The sequence below is a fragment of the Olsenella profusa F0195 genome (assembly GCF_000468755.1).
GTDB lineage: Bacteria > Actinomycetota > Coriobacteriia > Coriobacteriales > Atopobiaceae > Olsenella_F > Olsenella_F profusa.
On record NZ_AWEZ01000006.1, the window covers coordinates 88,165 to 110,515 of the forward strand.

The 22,351-nt window shown below is 61.4% G+C and carries 20 protein-coding genes; 18 read left to right on the forward strand and 2 right to left on the reverse strand.

What is annotated here, in order from left to right; genetic code table 11:
* Positions 1 to 141: 141 nt before the first annotated feature.
* From ettA to HMPREF1316_RS00910, 7 genes are all read left to right on the forward strand, one after another.
* The gene (gene ettA, locus HMPREF1316_RS00880; protein ID WP_021724926.1) at positions 142 to 1,821 is read left to right on the forward strand and encodes an energy-dependent translational throttle protein EttA; all 1,680 of its coding nucleotides are present in this window, start codon (positions 142 to 144) and stop codon (positions 1,819 to 1,821) included.
* 16 nt (positions 1,822 to 1,837) lie between these two features.
* Entirely contained in the window at positions 1,838 to 2,389 is a 552-nt protein-coding gene (locus tag HMPREF1316_RS00885; protein WP_021724977.1) for a phosphatase PAP2 family protein, read from the forward strand.
* Between the two features lie 377 nt (positions 2,390 to 2,766).
* The gene (gene nadA / locus HMPREF1316_RS00890; RefSeq protein ID WP_021725010.1) at positions 2,767 to 3,786 is read left to right on the forward strand and encodes a quinolinate synthase NadA; all 1,020 of its coding nucleotides are present in this window, start codon (positions 2,767 to 2,769) and stop codon (positions 3,784 to 3,786) included.
* Positions 3,786 to 4,979: an L-aspartate oxidase gene (locus HMPREF1316_RS00895; RefSeq protein ID WP_021724924.1), complete on the forward strand. Its 1,194-nt coding sequence runs from the start codon at positions 3,786 to 3,788 to the stop codon at positions 4,977 to 4,979. The genes nadA and HMPREF1316_RS00895 overlap by 1 nt, the downstream gene beginning before the upstream one ends.
* On the forward strand, positions 4,972 to 5,838 hold the full coding sequence (gene nadC, locus HMPREF1316_RS00900; protein WP_021725012.1) for a carboxylating nicotinate-nucleotide diphosphorylase: 867 nt from the start codon (positions 4,972 to 4,974) through the stop codon (positions 5,836 to 5,838). Before HMPREF1316_RS00895 ends, nadC begins: the two co-directional genes overlap by 8 nt.
* On the forward strand, positions 5,835 to 6,374 hold the full coding sequence (locus HMPREF1316_RS00905) for a transcription repressor NadR (protein ID WP_021725031.1): 540 nt from the start codon (positions 5,835 to 5,837) through the stop codon (positions 6,372 to 6,374). The genes nadC and HMPREF1316_RS00905 overlap by 4 nt, the downstream gene beginning before the upstream one ends.
* A 135-nt stretch (positions 6,375 to 6,509) precedes the next feature.
* Positions 6,510 to 7,541: a branched-chain amino acid aminotransferase gene (locus HMPREF1316_RS00910; RefSeq protein ID WP_021725025.1), complete on the forward strand. Its 1,032-nt coding sequence runs from the start codon at positions 6,510 to 6,512 to the stop codon at positions 7,539 to 7,541.
* A gap of 174 nt (positions 7,542 to 7,715) precedes the next feature.
* Here HMPREF1316_RS00910 and HMPREF1316_RS00915 read toward each other — a convergent pair whose 3' ends face one another.
* Together HMPREF1316_RS00915 and HMPREF1316_RS00920 are read right to left on the reverse strand one after the other, a co-directional pair.
* Positions 7,716 to 8,642 (reverse strand): sugar phosphate isomerase/epimerase family protein, encoded by a 927-nt coding sequence (locus HMPREF1316_RS00915; protein ID WP_021724928.1) that lies wholly within the window; start codon positions 8,640 to 8,642, stop codon positions 7,716 to 7,718.
* A gap of 21 nt (positions 8,643 to 8,663) precedes the next feature.
* Entirely contained in the window at positions 8,664 to 9,737 is a 1,074-nt protein-coding gene (locus HMPREF1316_RS00920; protein WP_021724944.1) for a Gfo/Idh/MocA family protein, read from the reverse strand.
* Between the two features lie 310 nt (positions 9,738 to 10,047).
* Here HMPREF1316_RS00920 and HMPREF1316_RS00925 point away from each other — a divergent pair, with 310 nt between their 5' ends.
* From HMPREF1316_RS00925 to HMPREF1316_RS00975, 11 genes are all read left to right on the forward strand, one after another.
* Positions 10,048 to 12,444 (forward strand): GH39 family glycosyl hydrolase, encoded by a 2,397-nt coding sequence (locus HMPREF1316_RS00925; RefSeq protein ID WP_021725023.1) that lies wholly within the window; start codon positions 10,048 to 10,050, stop codon positions 12,442 to 12,444.
* Between the two features lie 338 nt (positions 12,445 to 12,782).
* Positions 12,783 to 14,195, forward strand: a complete 1,413-nt coding sequence (locus HMPREF1316_RS00930; RefSeq protein WP_021724940.1) for an MFS transporter — start codon at positions 12,783 to 12,785, stop codon at positions 14,193 to 14,195.
* Positions 14,196 to 14,285: 90 nt separating this feature from the next.
* Positions 14,286 to 15,392 (forward strand): Gfo/Idh/MocA family protein, encoded by a 1,107-nt coding sequence (locus HMPREF1316_RS00935; RefSeq protein WP_021725022.1) that lies wholly within the window; start codon positions 14,286 to 14,288, stop codon positions 15,390 to 15,392.
* Between the two features lie 29 nt (positions 15,393 to 15,421).
* Entirely contained in the window at positions 15,422 to 16,306 is an 885-nt protein-coding gene (locus tag HMPREF1316_RS00940; protein WP_021724992.1) for a sugar phosphate isomerase/epimerase family protein, read from the forward strand.
* A 12-nt stretch (positions 16,307 to 16,318) separates the two neighbouring features.
* Positions 16,319 to 16,762, forward strand: a complete 444-nt coding sequence (locus HMPREF1316_RS00945) for a C-glycoside deglycosidase beta subunit domain-containing protein (RefSeq protein ID WP_021725006.1) — start codon at positions 16,319 to 16,321, stop codon at positions 16,760 to 16,762.
* Between the two features lie 583 nt (positions 16,763 to 17,345).
* Positions 17,346 to 17,804 (forward strand): DUF2975 domain-containing protein, encoded by a 459-nt coding sequence (locus HMPREF1316_RS00950; RefSeq protein ID WP_021724974.1) that lies wholly within the window; start codon positions 17,346 to 17,348, stop codon positions 17,802 to 17,804.
* Between the two features lie 2 nt (positions 17,805 to 17,806).
* Entirely contained in the window at positions 17,807 to 18,037 is a 231-nt protein-coding gene (locus HMPREF1316_RS00955; RefSeq protein ID WP_040650698.1) for a helix-turn-helix domain-containing protein, read from the forward strand.
* Between the two features lie 120 nt (positions 18,038 to 18,157).
* The gene (locus tag HMPREF1316_RS00960; protein WP_198009530.1) at positions 18,158 to 18,391 is read left to right on the forward strand and encodes a hypothetical protein; all 234 of its coding nucleotides are present in this window, start codon (positions 18,158 to 18,160) and stop codon (positions 18,389 to 18,391) included.
* 153 nt (positions 18,392 to 18,544) lie between these two features.
* Positions 18,545 to 20,071, forward strand: coding sequence for an IS21 family transposase (istA, locus tag HMPREF1316_RS00965; RefSeq protein WP_232204383.1), 1,527 nt, complete (start codon positions 18,545 to 18,547; stop codon positions 20,069 to 20,071).
* A gap of 2 nt (positions 20,072 to 20,073) precedes the next feature.
* Complete coding sequence (locus HMPREF1316_RS00970) at positions 20,074 to 20,817, forward strand: ATP-binding protein (RefSeq protein WP_021725027.1); 744 nt, start codon at positions 20,074 to 20,076, stop codon at positions 20,815 to 20,817.
* Positions 20,818 to 20,978: 161 nt separating this feature from the next.
* Entirely contained in the window at positions 20,979 to 22,148 is a 1,170-nt protein-coding gene (locus HMPREF1316_RS00975; RefSeq protein WP_021724923.1) for a DUF4153 domain-containing protein, read from the forward strand.
* Positions 22,149 to 22,351: the final 203 nt, after the last annotated feature.

Here is a 22,351-nt window from a genome sequence, read left to right on the forward strand (position 1 = left end):
GCGCAGCCCATGCGGCATGGGTGGACGGCGTATCCTTCCTGCGGCGTGACTTGTGAAAGGCCTGCGGAAGCGCCGGGGCTCCCGTAGAATGGCGGGGACGGCACGACGGCTGCGTGGGCAGCCATACGCAGGGAACGGCATATGGCAGAGTTCATCTACCAGATGGAGAAGGTTCGCAAGGCCTTTGATGGCAAGGTCGTCCTGGATGACGTGACGATGGGATTCTTGCCGGGCGCCAAGATCGGCGTGGTGGGGCCCAACGGCATGGGCAAGTCCACCCTGCTCAAGATCATGGCAGGCAGGGAGGGCATCTCCAATGGCGAGGCCAGGCTCTCACCCGGTTACAGCGTGGGCCTGCTCGAGCAGGAACCGCCTTTGGACGAGGCCAAGACCGTGGGGGAGGACATCCGCCTGGCCTTTGGGGACCTTCTGGCCAAGGTCGAGCGCTTCAACAGGATTGGCGAGGAGATGGCGGATCCTGACGCCGACTGCGATGCCCTCATGGCGGAGATGGGGACGCTGCAGGACGAGATTGACGCCGCGGGTGGCTGGGACATCGACTCCCAGCTCTCGCAGGCCATGGATGCCCTGCAGTGCCCCGATCCCGACGAGGGCGTGAGCCACCTCTCAGGCGGCGAGCGCCGTCGCGTGGCCCTCTGCAGGCTGTTGCTTGAGGCACCGGACCTGCTGCTGCTGGACGAGCCCACCAACCACCTTGACGCCGAGAGCGTCCTGTGGCTGGAGCAGTTCCTCAAGAGCTACCAGGGCGCCGTCCTGGCCGTCACGCACGACCGCTACTTCCTGGACAACGTGGCCGAGTGGATCTGCGAGGTGGACCGCGGCACGCTCTATCCCTACAGGGGGAACTACTCCACCTACCTGGAGACCAAAGCCGCGCGCATGGAGATGGAGTCCAAGCAGAACGCCAGGCGCGCCAAGCGAATGCAGGACGAGCTCGCGTGGGCGCGCAGCTCGCAGAAGGCACGTCAGGCCAAGAGCAAGGCCCGTCTGGCCGCCTACGAGCAGATGGAGGCCGAGGCCCGTCGCGCCACCAAGACGGACTTCATGGACATCCACATTCCCGTGGGCCCGCGCCTGGGTGCCAAGGTGCTCGAGGTGGAGCATCTGCACAAGGCCTTCGGCGATCGCACGCTCATCGACGACCTCTCCTTCACCCTGCCGCGCAACGGCATCGTGGGCGTCATCGGCCCCAATGGCGTGGGCAAGTCCACGCTGTTCAAGATGATCGTGGGCCGGGAGCGGCCCACATCGGGCACCCTCGAGCTGGGCGAGACGGTACGGCTCTCCTACGTGGACCAGGGACGCGAGGGCCTGGACGCCCAGAGGAGCGTGTGGGAGGTCGTGTCGGACGGCAACGACTACATCCAGGTGGGCGATGCCGTGATCCCGAGTCGCGCCTATGTGGGCGCCTTTGGCTTCAAGGGTTCCGACCAGCAGAAGCGTGCGGGCGTGCTCTCCGGGGGCGAGCGCAACCGCCTGAACCTGGCTGTCACGTTGCGCCAGGGCGGCAACCTCCTGCTGCTTGACGAGCCCACCAACGATCTCGACACCGAGACCCTGTCCTCCCTCGAAGAGGCGCTCCTGGCGTTCCCGGGCTGTGCCGTGATCACGAGCCACGACCGCTGGTTCATGGATCGCGTGGCCACGCACATCCTGGCCTGGGAGGGCACGGACGAGAACCCCGGCAGCTGGCACTGGTTCGAGGGCAACTTCGAGGACTACCAGAAGGATCGCGAGCGGCGCCTGGGACCCGACCTCTCTCGCCCGCACCGCCTGCACCGCAAGCTCACGCGCGACTAGCCTGGCGCTGAGGGCGATGAGGGCACAGGCATCACAGCCGCAGCGCCGCCTGGCATGGCTCACCACGAGTCGTGAGACGGCGCGGCAGTATGTACGATGGACGGCGGGCCTGCGCGCGCACCCTGGGGCGCGCGCGGCTCTGTTGGGGGCAAACCGCTGGCTCAAGGTACTGTGCTACGTGCTCTACCCGCTGTTGCTGGTGCTCACCTGGTTCGGCGTGGGATGTGAGACGGCAGGGGCATCCTTCTGGCACGCACTGCTGGCTCCCGTCGTGGGCTTTGTCTTGGAGACGGCCCTGCGCGCCTGGCTTGACGCACCGCGTCCCTACGAGGTCTTGGCCATCGACCCGCTCATCCGCAAGAAGACGCGCGGCAAGTCGTTCCCCAGCAGGCATGTCTTCTCGGCCTTCGTGATCGCCACCAGCTGGCTTTCCTATAGCGTGCCGGTGGGGTGTGCGCTCCTTGCCGTCGGCGTGATGCTGGCGGTGGTGCGTGTGCTCGGTGGCGCGCACTTCCCACGTGACGTGGTGGCGGGAGCGCTTTTGGGCATCCTGATCGGGATTATCTAGCGGTCGCTCGCGGCAGGGCTATCCGAGGCCCTTCGCAGACGCCAGGAGCCCGCCCACATCGTCATTGCCCGTGGCCTAGGAGCATGAGGCGGATAACCTTCTCGCCCGAGGGCGGCGTGACAAAGGTCCCGGCACCCGCGGTCCGTCCGAACGCCTGTGCCATCGTTGGTGAGACCACAAAGAGCCACCGGTTGGTGGGGGGTCTGGACAGGGATGGAGGCCCGGTTCCACCATGCCCTGACGGGGGCGCCGGGCATGGTCCCTCCTTGGCGTCCCGGTACTGACAAGACACATGACTTTACAGTTACCTCATCTCCTGTCATACTGTCACGCCAACCGGCGGTTGTCCCTAAGGGATCCGAGGTGGGGAGGGGCACATGGGCGACTATGTCATGACGCCGTTGGAGCGGCAGAGCCTCGAGCGGGCGCTGCGACGCCTCCACGAGGATGGCGGCCCCGTCCCGCAGGACTTCGGATCGGGGTTCGGGGCGCTCCGTGAGCGCGTGGAGCGGCTCAAGCGCGAGCGCGATGCGGTGGTGCTCGCGCACTACTACGTGCCGGCCGAGACGCAGGCGCTGGCCGACCACGTGGGCGACTCGTTCTACCTCGCGCGCCTGGCGAAGACGCTGACGGCCGAGACCATCGTGCTCTGCGGCGTCTCGTTCATGGCCGAGAGCGTCAAGCTCCTCAACCCTGACCGCCGCGTGCTCATGCCTGTCCCCGCGGCCGATTGCCCCATGGCGCACATGGTGCGCGAGGCCGACGTGGACAGGGTGCGCACCCAGTACGACGACCTTGCCATCGTGGCCTACGTGAACACGACGGCCCGCATCAAGCGCTGGGCGGACGTGTGCGTGACGTCCTCGAACGCCCTCAAGGTGGTGCGTGCCCTGCCGCAGCACAACATCCTCTTCCTGCCCGACATGAACCTGGGCCGCTACGTGGCGCACCAGCTTCCCGAGAAGAACGTCATCCTCAACCGTGGCTATTGTCCCACGCACATGCGCATCGCGCTGGCGGAGGTGGAGGCGTTGGAGCTGGCATATCCCGATGCCGAGGTGCTGGCTCACCCCGAGTGCAGCGAGGAGGTGCTTGCCGAGGCGGACTTCATCGGCTCCACCAAGCAGATCATCGAGCACATCGCGGCGAGCAGCCGGAAGGAGTTCATCGTGCTCACCGTCATGGGTGTCTCGTACGAGATAGAGCGGCAGACGCAGGGCCAACACAAGCGTGTCCACTATCCGGCGACGCCACCCATCTGTCCCAACATGGCCATGGTCACGCCGCAGAGCCTGCTCGCCTGCCTTGAGGACCGCTCGGGCGAGATGCAGCTTCCCGAGGACGCGGATCGTGCCAACGCGCCCCTTGAGCGCATGCTCGAGCTGGCGGCGCTCTGATGGCGGGCGAGGCGCAGGACATGCGCGCGGACGTGACGATCGTGGGCTGTGGCGTCGCGGGCCTCTATGCGGCCCTCAACCTGCCGCGGGCTCTCTCGGTGGCCATGCTCTGCAAGGAGGATGTGGCCAGCTGCGACTCCATGCTGGCGCAGGGTGGCATCTGCGTGATGCGTGACTATGACGACTACGCCCCCTGGTTTGACGACACGCTGCGCGCCGGTCACGGCGAGAACCGCATCGCGAGCGTTGACGTCATGATCTGGGAGAGCCGTGGCATCATCCGCGACCTCACATGCCTGGGCGTGTCGTTCGACCGCACGCCGACGGGCGACCTGGACTACACGCGCGAGGGCGCCCATTCGCGACCGCGCATCGTGCACCATGCGGACGTCACGGGCAGGGAGATCACCACCACGCTTCTGGCGCGCGTGCGTGAGTTGTCCAACGTGCGCATCCTCGAGGGACACCCGATGGTGGACCTCCTTGAGGGGGACGGTGCCTGCACGGGCGTCGTCTGCGAGCGGCCTGGCGGCGGGCACCTTGCCATCCGTGCCACGGACACCCTCATGGCCACGGGGGGCGTGGGCGGGCTCTATGAGCGCTCCACCAACTTCCGCAGCCTGACGGGGGATGGCTGCCGCATCTGCGCCGCGCATGGGGTCGAGCTGGAGCACATGGACTACGTGCAGCTGCATCCCACCTCGCTCTATACCACGCGACCGGGGCGCGCCTTTCTCATCAGCGAGTCGTGTCGTGGGGAGGGGGCCATCCTCCTGGATGCGAGGGGCGAGCGCTTCGTGGACGAGCTGCTGCCCCGTGACATGGTCTCCGAGGCCATTCGGGCGCAGATGTGCGAGGATGGCATGCCGTACGTGCGCCTCTCGTTCGAACGGGTGGCACCGGAGGTCATAACGGGACACTTTGCCAATATCTACCAGCGCTGTCGCGACGAGGGCTACGATATCCTGCGCGAGCCCATTCCCGTGGTTCCCGCCCAACACTACCTCATGGGCGGCATCCATGTGGACCAGGACTCCCGTACCACCCTGCCGCATCTCTATGCGGCGGGGGAGACCAGCTGCAATGGCGTGCATGGCAGGAACCGCCTTGCGAGCAACTCGCTTTTGGAAAGCCTGGTATTCTCACGGTTGGCGGCGCGGGACATCGTGCGAAGGAGGCATGCCCATGCGTGAGACGACCCTACGGCTGCAGGCGGAGCCGCTCATCCGCTCCGCCCTGCGCGAGGACATCACGAACGAGGACGTCTCGACCATCTCGGTGGTGGATGGCACGGAGCGTGGCCGGGTGCATCTGCTGGCCAAGGAGGATGGTGTCATCTGCGGCCTGGACGTGTTCGAGCGCACCTTCCAGCTGCTTGACCCCACGGCCCGTCTTAAGGCCGCCGTGCGTGAGGGCGATGACGTGACCGTCGGCGAGGAGCTGGGCGTCGTGCATGGGCATGTGGAGGCCCTGCTCTCGGGCGAGCGCGTGGCGCTCAACTTCCTGCAGCGCATGAGCGGCATCGCCACGCTCACGCGCGCCATGGCCCGCGAGCTTGCGGGCACCAGGACACGTCTGGTGGACACGCGCAAGACCACGCCCAACATGCGCGTCTTCGAGAGGGAGGCCGTGCGCGTGGGCGGTGGCGCCAACCATCGCTACAACCTCTCGGACGGCGTGATGCTCAAGGACAACCACATCGATGCGGCGGGTGGCATCTCCCAGGCCGTGGCCGCGGCGCGTGCCCGTGCGCCCTTCGTGCGCAAGGTCGAGGTGGAGGTCGAGAACCTCGTCCAGCTTCGCGAGGCCTTGGCCGCTGGCGCGGACATCGTGATGCTTGACAACATGGACCTTGCCACCATGCGCACGGCCGTGGGCATGGTGGATGGCAGGGCAGAGGTCGAGGTCTCGGGCAACGTGACGTTGGGGCGCCTGCACGACCTTGCCGAACTGGGAGTCGACGTCATCTCGTGCGGGGCGCTCACGCATTCGGCACCCATACTGGACCTTTCCCTCAAGCATCTCGTCGTCACGGGGCGGCGCGCATCATGACGGGCGAGGAGCGCAGGAGTCGGGCGCTGACTCTGCTGGAGCGGAGTGTGGCCCCCCTGACGGGGACGGAGCTCGCGCGTCGCCTTGGCGTGAGTCGTCAGGTGATCGTGCAGGACATCGCCCTGCTCAAGGCGCAGGGGGCGGACGTCGTCTCGACCAGTCGCGGCTATCGTCTCATGCCGGCCACCAGTCGTCCGATGCGGCTCCTCAAGGTGTTCCATGGGCCCGGGCGCGTGGGCGAGGAGCTGCGGCTCATCGTCGATCTGGGTGGGACGGTGGAGGACACGCTGGTGAGCCACCGCGCCTACGGGCGCCTGAGCGCCCCTTTGGGCATCTCCAGCCGGAGTGACGTGACGCACTTCGAGCACGAGCTGGCAAGCAGCAAGTCGGGGCTGCTCAGCGAGGTCACCTCGGGCTATCACTTCCATCATGTGAGCGCCCGTGACGAGGCAACGCTCGACGCCATCGAGGAGGCCCTGGGGTCGGCGGGGTTTTTGGCCGAGCGCAGCGATTGGGAGCGTACGGAGCTGGGCTAGGCCCCAGCGGACGGTCGCACGCTCGCAAGGATGTTTCAGGCATATCTCGTGCGTTTGGGTTTGACGTGGCAGATGGTGTATGCGCGTACACTCTAGGGCAGGCACTACAGGGTGTCGTCACCAGTGGAGGAAAGCATGGAGAAGAAGGATCTGGACTGGGGCAAGCTCAGCTTTGCCTACATGCACACGGACTACAGCTACGTGTCCGACTATAGGGATGGCGCGTGGGATGCGGGCACGCTGACCACCGACCACTCCCTGCACCTCTCCGAATGCGCGGGCATCTTCCACTACTGCCAGGAGGTCTTCGAGGGCCTCAAGGCCTACACCACCAAGGGTGGTGACATCGTCTGCTTCCGTCCCGACCAGAACGCCCGGCGCATGCACGATTCCGCCAAGCGCCTGATCATGCCGCCCTTCCCCGAGGACCGCTTCGTGGACGCCGTCGAGCAGGTCGTGAGAGCCAACGCTGCCTGGGTGCCGCCCTTCGGATCCGGTGCCACGCTCTATATCCGCCCGTTCATGGTGGCCACGGGCGACGTCATTGGCGTCGCCCCTGCCGACGAGTACCAGTTCCGCATCCTCGTGACCCCGGTGGGTCCGTACTACGCAGGTGGCATCAAGCCTGTCAAGCTGCAGGTCTCCAAGTACGACCGCGCCGCGCCCCATGGCACCGGCAACATCAAGGCCGGCCTCAACTATGCCATGAGTCTGCTTCCCTCCGTCGAGGCGCACGCGGCAGGCTATGCGGACAACATGTTCCTCGATCCCGAGACCCGTACGTACGTGGAGGAGTCCGGCGGCGCCAACATCCTCTTCGTCACCAAGGATGGCAGGCTCGTCGTGCCGCAGTCGCACACGGACTCCATCCTGCCCTCCGTCACGCGTCGCTCCCTGGTGGACGTGGCTCAGAGGATGCTGGGCATGGAGGTCGAGCAGCGCCCCGTCACGTTTGCGGAGATCGACCAGTTCGTCGAGTGCGGCATGTGCGGCACCGCGGCCGTCATCTCGCCGGTGGGCGAGGTCGACGCCGACGGGCGGAAGGTCGTCTACGGCATGGACCATGTGGGTCCCGTGATGGCAAAGCTGCGTGAGACCCTCGTGGGCATCCAGTCGGGCGAGATCGAGGACCGGTTCGGCTGGGTCCACAGGATCGACGTGGGGTAGATCCTGACCCCTCGCCCCTTGCTTTACAAACTACGGTCGGACCGCAGCAACGAGGTAACGGTCCGACCGCTTTGTTTGTCGAATGGCCAGTATGCCCACACCGGCGTGGTTCAGAGGCCTACGGCAATGTCTGCCCATCTATATTGCATACAGGACATGGCTCCTGAGGCATGGCTACTCATCCACCGGGACAAAGTTGCGTAAGTACCTTGCTGCAAGCTGCACGGCGCGCTTCGCCTCTTCGAGGCTGCCCTCAAAGGCCTTGTCCTCGATTTCGATACAGGTGTAGCCGTTGTAGCCAATGTCCGTGAGCGCGGAGACGAACGCGCCCCAGTCGATGTCCCCTAGGCCAGGGATCTTGGGGGACATGTACTCGAGTGGATAGGCCATCACACCAACATCGTGTAACTTGTCGGTAAGCAGCTTGATGTCCTTGTAGTGGGCGTGGAAGATTCTGTCCCTGAACTCATAGAGAGGCTTGATGTAGTCAATCTGCTGCCATACAAAGTGGGACGGGTCATAGTTGATGCCAAGGTTGTCATAGGGGAGCACCTCAAAGATCTTGCGCCAGTTGGAAGGTGAGGTCATGAGGTTCTGCCCGCCAGGCCACTCGTCCTTGGTGAAGAGCATGGGGCAGTTCTCAATGGCAATTCTGACATTCTTTGCCTGTGCATACTCGAGGATGGGAGGCCAAACCATCCTGACTTCCTCAAGATTGTCCTCTAGATTCTTGGTGGGGATACGGCCTATGAACGTAGAGACCATGTTGACGCCCAGCATATGGGAGGCATCGATGAGCGCATAGAGGTGCTTGACATACTCCTCGCGCCTTGCAAGGTCGGGTTCGAGGGTGTTGGGGTAGTAGCCGAGGGAGGAAATCTCGACGTGCCTCTTGGCACAGTACTCGTTGATCTGGCGGGCACGCTCCAAGGTGAGCGCCTCGGCATCGATATGGCAGACGCCGGCGTAACGGCGCTTCGCGCCGCCCGCATTGGGCCAGCAGGCGACCTCAAGGCACCGTAGGCCATTCTCGGAGGCAAAGTCGACGGCCTTCTCGAAGGTTGTGCCTTCCAGGATAGAAGTAAGCAGGCCAAACTTCATGATGGAGTCCTTTCTCGCGTATCACTCGAAGTCGATGGACTTGCCGGTGCGCCCAGACTCCCGGATGGCGTCCATGAGGCGCAGCACGCGGCGAACCTCGGGAATCTTGACAAAGAGTTTCTCCTTGCCATGACGTGCTCTGACATAGTGCTCAAAGTAGTTGCGATGGCAGGTGTTGACCGTGGGCAGGGGCTCGGTGACGAGAGTCCCCTCGGGGGCCGGCCCAAACGAGCGTGTGGGACCGGCGGCTGTCATGGTTCTGTGGCCGGGGACATTCGTGAGCAGATGCGTGGTTCGTACAATCTTGCCAGTGGGCTCGAAGCCATCAACATAGGCGCTGCCCCTGTCGCCGGCAACAAACCAGTGACGTTCGAACCACTTCTCGTCGGCCTTGTCGGCAAGATAGTATGTGCCAAGCTCCACAGTCGTCGTAACACCGTTGTCAAAGCGCAGCATGATTTGGAAGTAGTCGTCGACCTCCTTGTTGATGACGCTGCGGATGTCGGCAAACACTGACCTGAGCTTGGCGCCTGGGAACATCCAGCACACCTGGTCGAGCAGGTGGACGCCCCAGTCATAGAGCATGCCACCGCCCTCGCTCGCAAAGACGTGCCAGTCATGCATGGTGCCGTTGAAGCCGTAGAGCTGGTTCTTGATGGCATACACGTTGCCGAGCGTGCCGGAGTCGCAGACGGCCTTCGCGATACGGAAGTCGGGGTCAAAGCGACGTTGCTGGTGCACGGTAAACGTGACGCCGCACCCCTTGCAGACCGCCTCCATCTCGTCGAGTTCCCTGAGGCTCATCGCCGCGGGCTTCTCGCAGATGACGTGCTTGCCGGCACGCGCCGCCTGGATGACGAGATCATGATGTTGGTTGTTGTTGGCTGCGATGATGACCGTATCTACACTGGGGTCCGCTAGGAGCTCCTCGTTGCTGCCATAGCGCTTGAGGCCATCGCGGACATCTACGAGCTGCTCGGGATCCTTGTCGGCAAAGCCTGTGAGGGTGATGCCGGGAAAGTCAGAGAGCATCTTCTCATGTTCGTGGCCCATGAAGCCGTGCCCGATGATTGCCATGCGAATGTCATCTGCCATCTCTACCTCCAAGATAGACCGAGCAAAAGGGATCTGCCCTCTATATGAGTCTATGGAGGAGGACTGTCCTGCGTTTGCCTTCCGGCATTAGATATCGAACGGTATTTGCAGTACTTGAGGCGAGCAACCTAGCGATTACAACAAACATCATGCATTTCTTGCATTGCTGGTTATGAACGGTCGCAAAGGCCCGCTTACGGATTTTTTGATGAGCTATCGTGCGCCTTGCAGTAATTGTTTGGTGCGACAACCGCTTATCTACGTACAAGCTTCCTCAACGATTATTGAGTAAAAATAGGATGGTTATTGTATGTTTTTGCAGAATCTCGATTTTTCCATCGTACGGGCGAAGACAGGTGTCTCCTATGCCCAGACAAATCTCTTCGTCTTCTTCGTGCTCGAGGGCAGGATGACCGTGCGCTATCGGGAGGAAGACATCAGTCTGGCAAAGGATGACGTGCTGCTTGTGGCCCCTGGCATGGGCTGCATGATACGGAAGTCTCAAGACGCCCTGTACGGGGTCGCGAGCTTTCCAATGGAGCTCATACATGCCGTCATAGGATCTCAGCATATCGTCCTGTACGCAAACTCGGTGAGGGATGCTTCCCATGCCTATGCAGATTTGCGTGAGGTCTTCAATGATTTGATAGCGGAGTATACGTCCGACACCAATCGGACCCATGCCCTACGGGATAGTCTCCTGCTGAAGTTACTCAACACCCTCATAGAGAACTATCAGCTCAGCTTTGCGAACGTAGGAGAAGTTGGTGATGACGCCAGCAATGACGCCCGCATGGAAGAGGCCATACGATATGTGCTCAATAATCTGACGACCAACATAACGCTCTCGAGGCTTGCCCGAAGCATGTACATCTCGCCATCGACGCTTTCACGGCTGTTCAAGCATGGCACGGGCATAAACTTTACGGAGTACGTGTCACGGCTTCGCGTGCAGATGTCCCTCGAACTTCTCGAGTCGTCCGATAAGAACCTCACGGAGATTGCGTTGGCCTGCGGCTTCTCATCCCCTGTGACCTTTAACCGGGCCTTTCACAAGGTTATGGGAACGAGTCCCTCCGGGTTTCGCAAGACCAATCGGCAGAATGCCAAGCAGCTCAAGCAGCAGCGACAGAAGGACGAGCGGGAGGTTCGTCGTGAGCTTGTCGAAAAGGGCTACAGGGCCCCTCAATCCAGGCACCAGGAAGACTTATTGTTGGATATCGAGCGCACGCACATCGAGAGACATGCCTGCCTAGGTATCATAAATATGGGTAATATTGCTGATATTATGCAGATACAGCAGCATGTCCTGCACCTGCACAAGAACCTTCACTTCCGGTATTTCAGAATATGGAACATCTTCTCTCGGAGTCTCAAGGTGTCGGACGGCATGACGTTTGGCAGCTATAACTTCTATGAACTCGACACTGTGCTGGACTTTTTCGTTACCAACAACCTCAAGCCATACATCTGCCTTGGAAGGCGTCCCAACATGGCTCTGAAATCGCTTGGGAACAACGTGTTCTATATGGACGACTGCGTGCAGTTCGTCTCGAAGCGCATATGGGCAGACTGCCTCTCGAGCCTGCTTGATGAGATGGTAAATCGCTATGGGCTCACGGAGGTGTCAACGTGGATCTTCGAGTTTGATCGTGACTATGACCATGATGACAGCATGGAGTCCTATGCGGGCGACCCCTTCGACTTCTTTGATGCGTGGAAGACCGCCTATCGTATTGTCCATGAGAAGGTTCCCGGTGCTCTCTTTGGGGGCATTTCGGGTGAGGTTGTGGAGAACTACAGCTTTCTCAAGCGCTTCTACCAGCGCTGTATTGCCGAACACTGCGCTCCAGACTTCGCATCATTCCTCTTGTTTCCCTATTTCTCAGGCAGCGGAGACAAACAGCGTAGGAGGATCTGTCCAGATGTGTCGTTTGTCAAGCTGCTTGTAGAGAAGATGCGCTCCCTTATGGACGAATCGGGCATGGGCGGCAGAAGGCTCTTCATTTCCGAGTTCAATAGCTCAATCTCCAACAGAAACTACCTCAATGACAGCTGCATGCGTGCCGCGTGGACCATAGAGGCGATCCGGCATGTTGACACACAGGTTGACTGCGTATGCTTGATGGCCGGATCGGACTGGATCAGCAATTACTCGGACGCCAGCTGCATCATCGAAGGAAAGATCGGACTCCTCTCTCAGGATGGAATCCGCAAGCCCGTCTACTTTGCCATCGACTTTCTCAATCAGCTTGGGGAGAGGCTCATCGCCCAGGGGGACAACTATGTCGCTACCCTGCAGGATAACGGTGACATCTATATCCTGTGCTTCTATTATGCCTACCCACAGGCCATAAGAAATCTGACCAACGAGAACATTGGTCTTAACGAGTGCATCTCATACCATGCCGTTGGTGCACTGCCCCTTACGCTCAACTTTGCCATTGAGCACCTGTGCCTCCCGGGTGAGTATTGCGTGAAGAAGAGGGTCATTGACACGAGCCATGGCGACGTGGTGGGGGAGTGGCGAAAATTCCAGTTTGAGAGGCACCTCACTACTCGTGATGTGGATTATCTGCGAGCCGTGTGCTGCCCATGCATCAGCATTGACAGAAAGACCGTTGATTCCCGCAAGAGGCTTTGGGTTCAAACGACACTGAAGCCCAACTCGATCGTCTCCCTGCACATCTATCGACACAAGAAATAGGCGTGACGTCTCAAAGCGCACGTAACCTATCACTGCCACCATCACACATGAATGATGGCGTGCGACCGCTGCCGTCGCCCTCTGTTGGCGTGCCTTTTGGTGTAGGCCCCTCCTACACACCTTCGTGTTCAAGAAAAGGATGCTATTTCTTGCAGCCCACGTCTCATGTCGCGGGAAGGCGCAAGAATCACGCCATCTTTGCGACTGATGTGGGTCGATGCCGTGCATGGCCCCCCTCTAGACTTGATTTCAAGAGATGACGCAGGTGGTGTCACTCAAGGGCGAATCGATTCCCCCATTTTTTCGTTTCTTCGAACACTCAGAGATAGGGGAGGGAAATGGAAGCGGATGGCATTAAAAAGCATATGGCCACACGCGCGGCAGTCATTTGCTATGGCTTTGGTGACCTGGCTTCGCAGTTTGTCTGGACATTTGTCGGCTCGTATCTAACCATCTACTATACCGACGTGGTGGGGATAGCGCCCTTTGCCGTTTCGGTCATCATGCTGGCGGCACGTGCCTGGGATGCCCTTAACGACCCAATGATGGGCGCTATCGCAGAACGTACTCGTTCGAGGTGGGGACGCTTCCGCCCATACATTGCCTTTGGATGCCCGTTCCTGGCGATTTTTTCCATCCTCACGTTTACCAATCCCTTTGGGGGAAGCACGACAGCGGGAGTGATTTGGGCAGCCGTCATCTACACGGTGGCCGGGATGTGCTACACACTGGTCAATATTCCCTATGGTGCCATGGCTGCGGTCATGTCAGAGGATGCGGATCAGCGCAACAAGATCAATACCTCGCGCAACGTTGGCATGAACATCGGTATGACAATCGTCAATGCCGTGTCTCCCATACTGTTGCTTCATTTTTCAGCCCAAGGTTCCAGCACAGCTGATGCCCAGGGATACCTGGTGGTAGCGATTGTCTACGCGATCATATCAATCCCACTCTTCCTGATCGTGTTCTTCACCGCACGGGAAAACGTGCAGCCTCTCAAGGCCACGATGACCCGTAAGTTCTCGTTTAAAGAGACTGTCAAGAATCTTGTTACCAACAGATACCTCATGATTATCAGCGCTGTCATGCTCGTCCAGATGACGGCGTTCATGGGACGCATTGCGGTCTGTGCCTTCTGGGTCATCTATGACTTAGGCTCATTCACGATGATTGCCCTCATCATGACGCTTCCGACGCTGCTGGGCGTTGTGGGATCCTTGTTTGTTCCAGCCTGTGCGAAGAGGCTCGGCAAGCGAAACGTACTGATGGGCTCCATGCTCATACAGGCCATCGGGTTGCTTGTGATGTTCCTTGCCCCCTATGACAACATGGCGATGGTCATTGCGGGCGATGTGATCTTCGGCATTTTCAACGTCGGGTTTCCCATGTCCCTGTCGATGGTTGCAGACTCGGTCGACTACATGGAGGACAAGACGGGCGTGCGTACCGATGGCACCGCCTATGCTACCTACGGCCTGGCCACCAAGATCGGAAATGCCATCGGTGGCGCATTCGGAGTCACCATCATGTCAGTGTTTGGCTATGTCCCCAATGTGGCCCAGACCTCGTTTGCCCAGATGGGCATAAATTTTACGGTCAATCTCGTTCCCGCAATCCTGTTCATCCTCGCCGCACTTCTGTGCCTGCTCTGGAAGATGACGGATGCTGACGCGGATGCCATTCGCACGAGGCTTAGGAAACGTCACGAGGAAGAGCAGAGAAGCCTTGAGGCCGCCACGGCCGAGTAGGAAATCATGTCAGGTCAAATGCCTGGAATGGGGCTGGGGTTCCATACATGTGGGCAAGAGGTGCTCGCATGGTGACGATAGGAGGTAACGATGAGCAAGGTGCGCATAGGCATCGTAGGCTGCGGAGGCATTGCCAACCAAAAGCACATGCCTGCCATGAGGAAGAACGGCACCCTGTGCGAGATCGTAGCCACGTGCGACATCATCAAGGAGCGTGCGCAGAAGGCTGCCGAAGAGTACGGTGCAACGGGGTGCAAGGTCTACGAGGATTATCATGATCTGCTGGCTAATCCCAACGTGGAGGTCGTACACGTTTGCACACCGAACGTGTCTCATTCCGAGATCACGATTGCTGCCTTTGAGGCAGGCAAGCACGTGTATTGTGAGAAGCCTATGTCTCACAGCACCGAGGAGGCACAGAAGATGCTGGATGCCTGGCGTACGTCAGGAATGCAGTTTACGATTGGCTATCAAAACCGGTGCCGCGCAGAGGTGCAGAACCTACATGCCGCCTGTGAGGCAGGCGATCTGGGCGACATCTACTATGCCCAGGCTTGGGCCATCCGTCGGCGCGCCGTTCCTACGTGGGGCGTGTTCCCCAATAAGGCCCTTCAGGGTGGTGGACCCCTCATTGATATCGGGACTCATGCCCTGGACATCACCCTATGGTGCATGAACAACTATGATGTCGAGTCTATCTCGGGCTCCGTGTTCTACAAGCTAGGCGGCCTGCAACAGGCAACCGAAGGCAACCTCTTTGGCCCCTGGGATCCCAAGACCTATGAGGTCGAGGACTCAGCATTTGGCTTCATCAAGATGAAGAACGGCGCGGCCATCAACCTGTTCGCCTCATGGGCCCTCAACCTACTTGATTCGAGGGAGGCCTCCACGACGCTGTGCGGTACCAAGGAGGGCGCCGAGATTCACTCTGGCATGAGCTATCCACAGAACGAGCTCATCTATAACCGTGGCCGCAACGGTCAGCTTATGGAGGAACGCCTGACGCCGCAGGGTGACGTCGCCTACTTTGGCGGTGGCGGTGACGTCGAGGGCGTCATCGACAACCGGCAGTGGCTCGAGGCCATCCAGAAGGGTACCGAGCCCCTCGTCAAGCCAGAGCAGGCCTTTGTGATTACCAAGGTCCTGGACAATATCTACAAGGCCGCACGTGAGAACAGAGAGATTCGTTTCGACTAGACGTGTCAGTAGGTAGGGAGACGGCAAACATGTATCAGTATGATCGAAGGGGACCAAAGCGTGGCGTCGCCATTTACAGCTATTCTGCCGATTTTGGCCTGACCAAGAACCTTGAGGACTGCTTCGAGGACGTGCACGACATGGACGCCCATGGTATCGAGATTCTGGCAAACACGCACATCGAGAACTATCCGTTCCCAACGGACGAGTGGGTGGACAGGTGGTTCCGCCTGTGTGACAAGTACGAGATCGTTCCGGTGGAGTATGGCAACTGGATTGACTCCCATGTCATGCGCAGCGTTCGCGAGCTGACGACGGAGGAGTCCGTGGCAATGCTCAAACGGGACATCAGGATTGCCCATCGCCTGGGCTTTACGGTCATGCGCACCAAGATGCCCGTCATTGCGGACTTCGGCCCCAATCAGTCGCCAGTCAAGAACTGGCGTGACATCATCCTCGGAGCTCTGCCCCTGGCGGAGGAGCTCGGTATCAAGATGTGCCCAGAGATTCATAATCCGGTTAATCTGGCCAGCCCAATCGTCCAGGATTACGTTGACTTCATCGATAGGACGGGGACAAGGAACTTCGGGCTGAACATCGATTTCAGCGTGTTCAAGAATCATTTCGACCCAGGCGAATGGGTTGATCCGGCATTCACGACCAGCAAGCCCGAGGAGATCATTCCCCTGCTTCCGTACCTTTACTGTTGCCATGCCAAGTTCTTCCATATCAACGATGACTTTGAGGAGACAACGGTTCCGTATCCCGAGATCATCCAGATTCTGAAGGACCATGACTGGGATGGTTACCTCCTCAGCGAGTACGAGGGCGCCGACAAATATGACGAGGGTTATGAAGTCGGTCAGACCCTGCGCAAACATCACATTCTGATGAAGCGCTGTATCGGCGACTAGGAGGGACGAAAGATGGAACGTGAAGTAATACAGTCTGTTGGCTTTAGGAATGTCAAGGACGAGTCCGGAGAGGTTACCGGCTTTCAGCTCAAGGTTCGCCTGCCCTATTATCGCGGTGTGTTTCTGAGCCAGATCATGCCTGGAACGCTGTATGTCGATGGTGAGAAGTTCGATAAGGATCAGATCCTCTGGCGTATCAAGGGCGAGGACTATACGGCCGAGGAAATGAGGTACGACATGACGACGCAGTGGGATGTCACTGCCCCTGCCGTCCTTAAGGTCAAGAAACCGGGTGGCCTCGCCCAGGGATTCCATGACCTCACGTATGGCTTCTGCTTCACCTCGTCGTACATGCCACCCATCATTCAAGATCACCTCGATCCTGACAAGGAGAACGAGATCTTCATGCCTGAGTTCGGCCACCACGTGAACAGGCGCCGCTTGCTTATCGTGTAGCCTTCGACGTTCTTGCAAGAAGCCCTCTTGGCCCCCTGTGTCGCATCTGCGCGCAGGGGGTCTCGCATACTGGCGGCGCGCATAATATGATGGGGCAACGTATCGGTGACGCTTGCGATGAGCCTCGCATCATCGGCGGGCTTCCTCTGGATGAGTTCGCACGTTCGATGTGGAAGAGGGGCGCACGACCGTCGCGGGCGGCTGTCCCTTTTGAGCTTGTTACAAGTCTGATCTGCGGCGGGACGTTCTGCTCGGTGGCGTCGTATGTGTAGCCACCGTTCTCGCTGGCAACGGCCACCGCTCTGTGGGTGCTCTTCTCCACCTGTGTGGGTGCCAATCGGTCCGTGTGGGTGCGTATCTCCTGGGGTCGGCTCACGGAACCCCAGGTCGGCGGAGGCTGTCGCGGGAGAAAGGCACCCACACGCAGCAAAAGGCACCCACATGCAAATGAAAAGCGCCCACAGGGGAGAGGGCCAGGCGGCTGTTCTCCTTGATTTATCGAAAAACAATAAATTTATATTGATAAACGATAGATTTACGACTATAGTGTCCACACACACCACCTCGTGAGGGGGAGACGCCTATGCCAAAGAGGGGGATGGTCATCCTACTTGTGATCATGGACCTGGTGGCGGTGGTAGCCTGCCTGCTCATCGCCTTCGTGATCATGCCCGGTGCAGAGGGGGCGGGCCTTGTGCCACCCTACTCGTCCGTTCTGTTCATCGTGGGGTCGGTACCACTGCTCGTGCTGGCCGTCGTGGCGCTGAGGCTTTTTGGTGCCATCGGCAGGGGAGAGGTGTTCACTGTCGCCAACGTGCGCACGCTCAAGGCGATGGGCTGGCTCTGTGGCGTGGATACGCTGATCTGGCTGGGCGAGTTCGTGGCGTATGCGCTCGTGGCTCAGCCGGTGCGCTTCTCGGTTGCCGCGGCACTCGCCGTTGCAGCGGCCTTCTCGTTCTCGCTGACCATCGTGAGCGCGACGCTTGCCGCCTTCACACGGTCGGCGGCCGAGCTCAAAGACGACAACGACCTGGTGGTGTAGAGATGCCGGAGCAACCGCAGGGAGAGATTCGCGTGAACCTGGACGTCATGCTCGCCCGCCGCAGGATGACGCTCACGGAGCTCTCGGAGCGTGTGGGTGTGACCATCGCGAACCTCTCCATCCTCAAGAACGGGAAGGCTCGTGCCATACGCTTCACCACGCTTGCCGCGATCTGTCGCGAGCTGGAATGCCAGCCCGGTGACGTGCTTGAGTACGTTCCACACCAGACGTAACGACGAAAGGAACAACCTATGGCTACGTATGAAGGGGCCGGGATCCCTCCCGTGCCCGAGGGCTACCATACCCAAAACGCAGATGCCGCCGCTGGACATGCCGGCGGGGAACGGCCCCCCATGACCAGGGGAGACGTGCCAGTCCTCCTGCTTGCCCTGGCCTTCTCGCTCCTGTGGACGTGGGCATCCGATGCCGCGCAGTACTCCCTGTGGTTCCTCTTCTCGGGCGGCGCGACGCTTTCCGTGGGCGTCGTGAGCTTTCTGGCCTGTGCCATCATCGTGCGCAGGGGCCTCATGAATATTACGCGCCAATCGGTGCATGATTCCATGAGCCGCCGGTGTGCCGTTCCATAGCGCGTCGGTGCGCACCGACACTTTCATCCAAGCCCGGCATCGCCGGGCTTTTCCTTTCTAGAATCGATTGCGGGGACGCAAGGGGCGTCCCGTGGCCATCGAGAGAAAGGAAGCAGAATGGTCAAGTACAGAGAGATTCTGCGTTTGAGGGCAATGGGGGTGAGCCAGCAGAACACAGCCCACTCTTGCGGTTGCGCGGCATCGACTGTGCAGGAGGTCGAGAAGCGCGCGAGGGCCGTCGGGCTGGAATGGCCGCTGCCCCAGGAGATGGACGACGCCGCGATACGCGCGAGGCTGTACCCGAAGGCGCAATCGCGGTCCGCAAAGTTCCCGATTGACCACGAGAAGGTCGACGCCGAGCTGATGCGGCGCGGCATGACGCTCGCGCTGTGCTGGAACGAGTACTGCGAGGAGGCTGTCGCCTCGGGCGGCGAGCCGTACCAGTACTCGGCCTTCTGTCAGCGGCACCGCAAGTGGGCCGAGGCGAACGCGTTCACCATGCGCGTCGGTTGCAAGTGCGGCGAGAAGACCGAGGTCGACTGGGCGGGCGACCCCATGGAGTACTTCGATCCGGACACGGGCCTTGCCGCGAAGGCGTGGGTGTCCGTCGCGTGCCTGCCGTGGTCGCAGTACACGTTCGCCGACGCCTTCCCCGACATGGGCGAGGAGTCGTGGATTGCCGCCCACGTGCACGCGTTCTCGTTCTTCGGCGGCTCCACGCCGATCCTGGTCCCGGACAACTGCAAGACGGGCGTGACCAGGAACACCGTGGACGAGCTGATCGTCAACGAGCGGTACCGCCGCATGGCCGGGCACTACGGCTGCGCCGTCGTCCCGGCGCGTCCGAGGCGCCCGCGCGACAAGGGGTCGGTCGAGGCGGCCGTCGGGCTGGTGGAGCGCCAGGCGATGGCGCCTTTGCGCGACCGCACCTTCCTGTCGCTCGCCGAGCTGAGCGCGGCGCTCGCCGCCAAGGTCGGCGTCATAAACGCCCGCCCGTTCCAGAAGCGCGAGGGCAGCAGGGAGAGCGAGTATCTCGGCCAGGAGAAGGGCTCGCTCATCCCGCTGCCGGCGCACCCGTACAGGATAGTCGTGCACAAGTCCGTCACCATACAGTTTAACTACCACGTCGCCTTCGAGGGCATGTTCTACTCGGTGCCGTTCACGTGCCTGCGCAAGAAGGCCGACATAGCGGCCACAGCCACCGCGCTCGCCATCGCCGTCGACGGCGAGCGCGTGGCGACGCACCCCCGCCTGCACGGCGCCAAGGGCCAGTACTCCACCAACCCCGAGCACATGCCCGACGCGCACCGCGACTACGCCGAGTGGAACGGCGACCGCTTCCGCCGCTGGGCAGTCGAGAAAGGCGCCCCGGTCGCGGCCGCCGTCGACGCGATGCTGCGGTCGCGCACCGTCGAGCAGCAAGCCTACCGGACATGCCGGGCATTGCTCGACCTGGGGCGACGCCACGGTGACGACGTGCTGGAGGAAGCCTGCTCGAAGGCGCTCGGATACTCGCGCAACCCCAGCTACAAGACCGTGAAGACAATCGCCGCCAAGCTCGCGTCCGACAAGCCCGGAGAGCCGGACGGCCACGCGTACCTGCGCGGCAGCGAGTACTACGACGGCGCGGGTACGGACGGCGGAGGCGAAGAAGCCGACGGAAACGACGAGGAGGAATAGCCATGGCGGCAATGCAATCGACGATGGACAAGCTGTTCGAGATGAGGATGACGACGATGGCGAGGGCCTACCGCGACCTGGGCGACGCCCCCGGCGCGGCGGAGATGGACTTCGACGAGCTCCTGGCGATGATCGTGGACGCCGAGTGGGACGCGCGGCGCGTGAACAAGCGGATGCGCCTGCTGCGGCAGGCGGCGTTCTCCGCGCCCGACGCCAACGTCGCCGGCGTGCGTTACGACCCAGACCGCAAGCTCGACCGCGAGCGCATCGTCGACCTCGCCGGCTGCGGTTGGATACGCGACGTCCGCAACGTCGTCATCACCGGCGCAACCGGGTCCGGGAAGACCTGGATCGGCTGCGCGCTGGGCGTGGCCGCGTGCAACGCGTTCTTCAGCGTGCGCTACGTGCGGCTGCCCGAGATGCTCGACGACCTGTGCGTCAAGAAGGACGAAGAATGGGCGAAGGTCAAGAAGAAGTACGTGAGGTGCGACCTGCTGATAGTCGACGACTGGATGCTCGAGCCGCTCAAGGACGGCGAGGCCCGCGAGGTGCTCGAGATCGTCGAGGCCCGCAACACGCGCGGATCGCTCATGCTCTGCTCGCAGTTCGGAGCGGGCGGCTGGGCGAAGAAGCTCGGCGGCGACGCCATCGCCGAGGCGATCGCCGACCGCATCGTGCACAACTCCTACGTCATCCACATCGAGGGCGACGAGTCGATGCGCAAGCGCATGGGCGGCATCGGCTAGGCGTGCGCTAAGATAGCGGCACCGCGGGTGCGGGCGCGGTCATGTGGCCCGCCCGCACCGACTCTGCGCGCAGGCGCGCACCGACGCGCCGTGGAACGGCGCACCGATGAGCTGCGGAACACCACGCCGAGATAAACGTAATAAGCAGCCTCAGGGACCTTGTGCCCTACGAGTGGTTCCTGCTCGTGGCAACCGTTGCCCTTGCCATTGTTCCAGCGCTTTCGGCGAATGCGGTGGTTCGCGAGCTCAATGCCGTCGTGTTGGCGGCGGCCAGCATGCTCGCCTTCCTGGTTCTTGCGGGCGGACCGGAGAGCCTGGCACTGTCCATGGGTGGCATTTCCGCCGCACTGGGCGCATTCGTGGGCGGCCTGGTGCGCAACGTGCCCGTCCTGAGGCCCACGCACGCCATGACCGCGCAGGGTAGGCGCACGCTGGCGTCCGTGCTGTGGGGCGTCCTTGCCGCGGGTGCCGTGCTGGTTGTTGTCGTCCCGCTCCTGCTGCATGCCGACAGGAACTTTGGGTCGGCGCTCGATCACCTCTTTGGCTGGCTCGATGACGAGTGGTGGGTCTGGCGCGTCGTGCGGTTCCTCGTGGTTGCGCTGGCGACGTTCTCGCTGCTCTACGGTGTCGCACACGCCCAGGAGGCGCACCGTGTGACGGAGGGCGCGCACGTGCCGAGGCCCGCCAACACCGTCGCGCTCACCACGATGCTCGCGGCTCTCGATGCCGTGTACCTCATCTTCGTGGTCGTGCAGTTCCAGGAGCTGTTTGGCGGCTCTTCGATAGTGGATGCCACCGGTGCCTATGCGAGCTATGCGCGTCAGGGGTTCTTCGAGTTGGTGGGCGTTTCCGCCATCAACCTCGCGGTGGCCCTGGCATGCGTGTGGCGGCTCCACACTGGCAAACGTCCCATCATCCTGCTCGTGCTGCAGTGCGGGCTGCTCGCCGCCATCGCGGTCATGCTGGCCTCCTCGGCGCTGAGGATGGGGCTGTACGTCGAGCGCTATGGCCTCACGATGCTGCGCGCCCTCACGTACGTGGGTATGGCGTCCATCCTCATGCTGGGCATCCTTACGGCCGTGCGCCTGTTCCGGCCGCGGTTCCGCCTGTACAGGTGGTCCCTGGCAGCCCTGCTCGTCATCTGGCTGGCCTTTGGGCTCTCCGTGCCCGCCGCTCGCATTGCGGAGTTCGACGTCAATGGCTACCTCAATGGCTCCATCGAGGAGATTGACGTCGACTACCTGTATGACCTCGGCTCCGACGCAGCTGATGCCCTCGACCACCTTGCCGAGGAGCGGCCGGGGCAGACCGCCTTCGATGCGGCGACCTAGGGGAGTCCCACATCCGGGGGCATCGGGATGCGTCTGCCCCTTCGTGTGGGTGCGATTCTCCACCCCTGTGGGTGCCAGTCGGTTCGTGTGGGTGCGATTCTCCCGCATGCGGCTCACAAAATAGCAGGTCGCCAGAGGCTCGTTCGGGAGAAAAGCACCCACAGGCAGCAAAAGGCACCCACAGGTAGGGCACGGCGCACGCG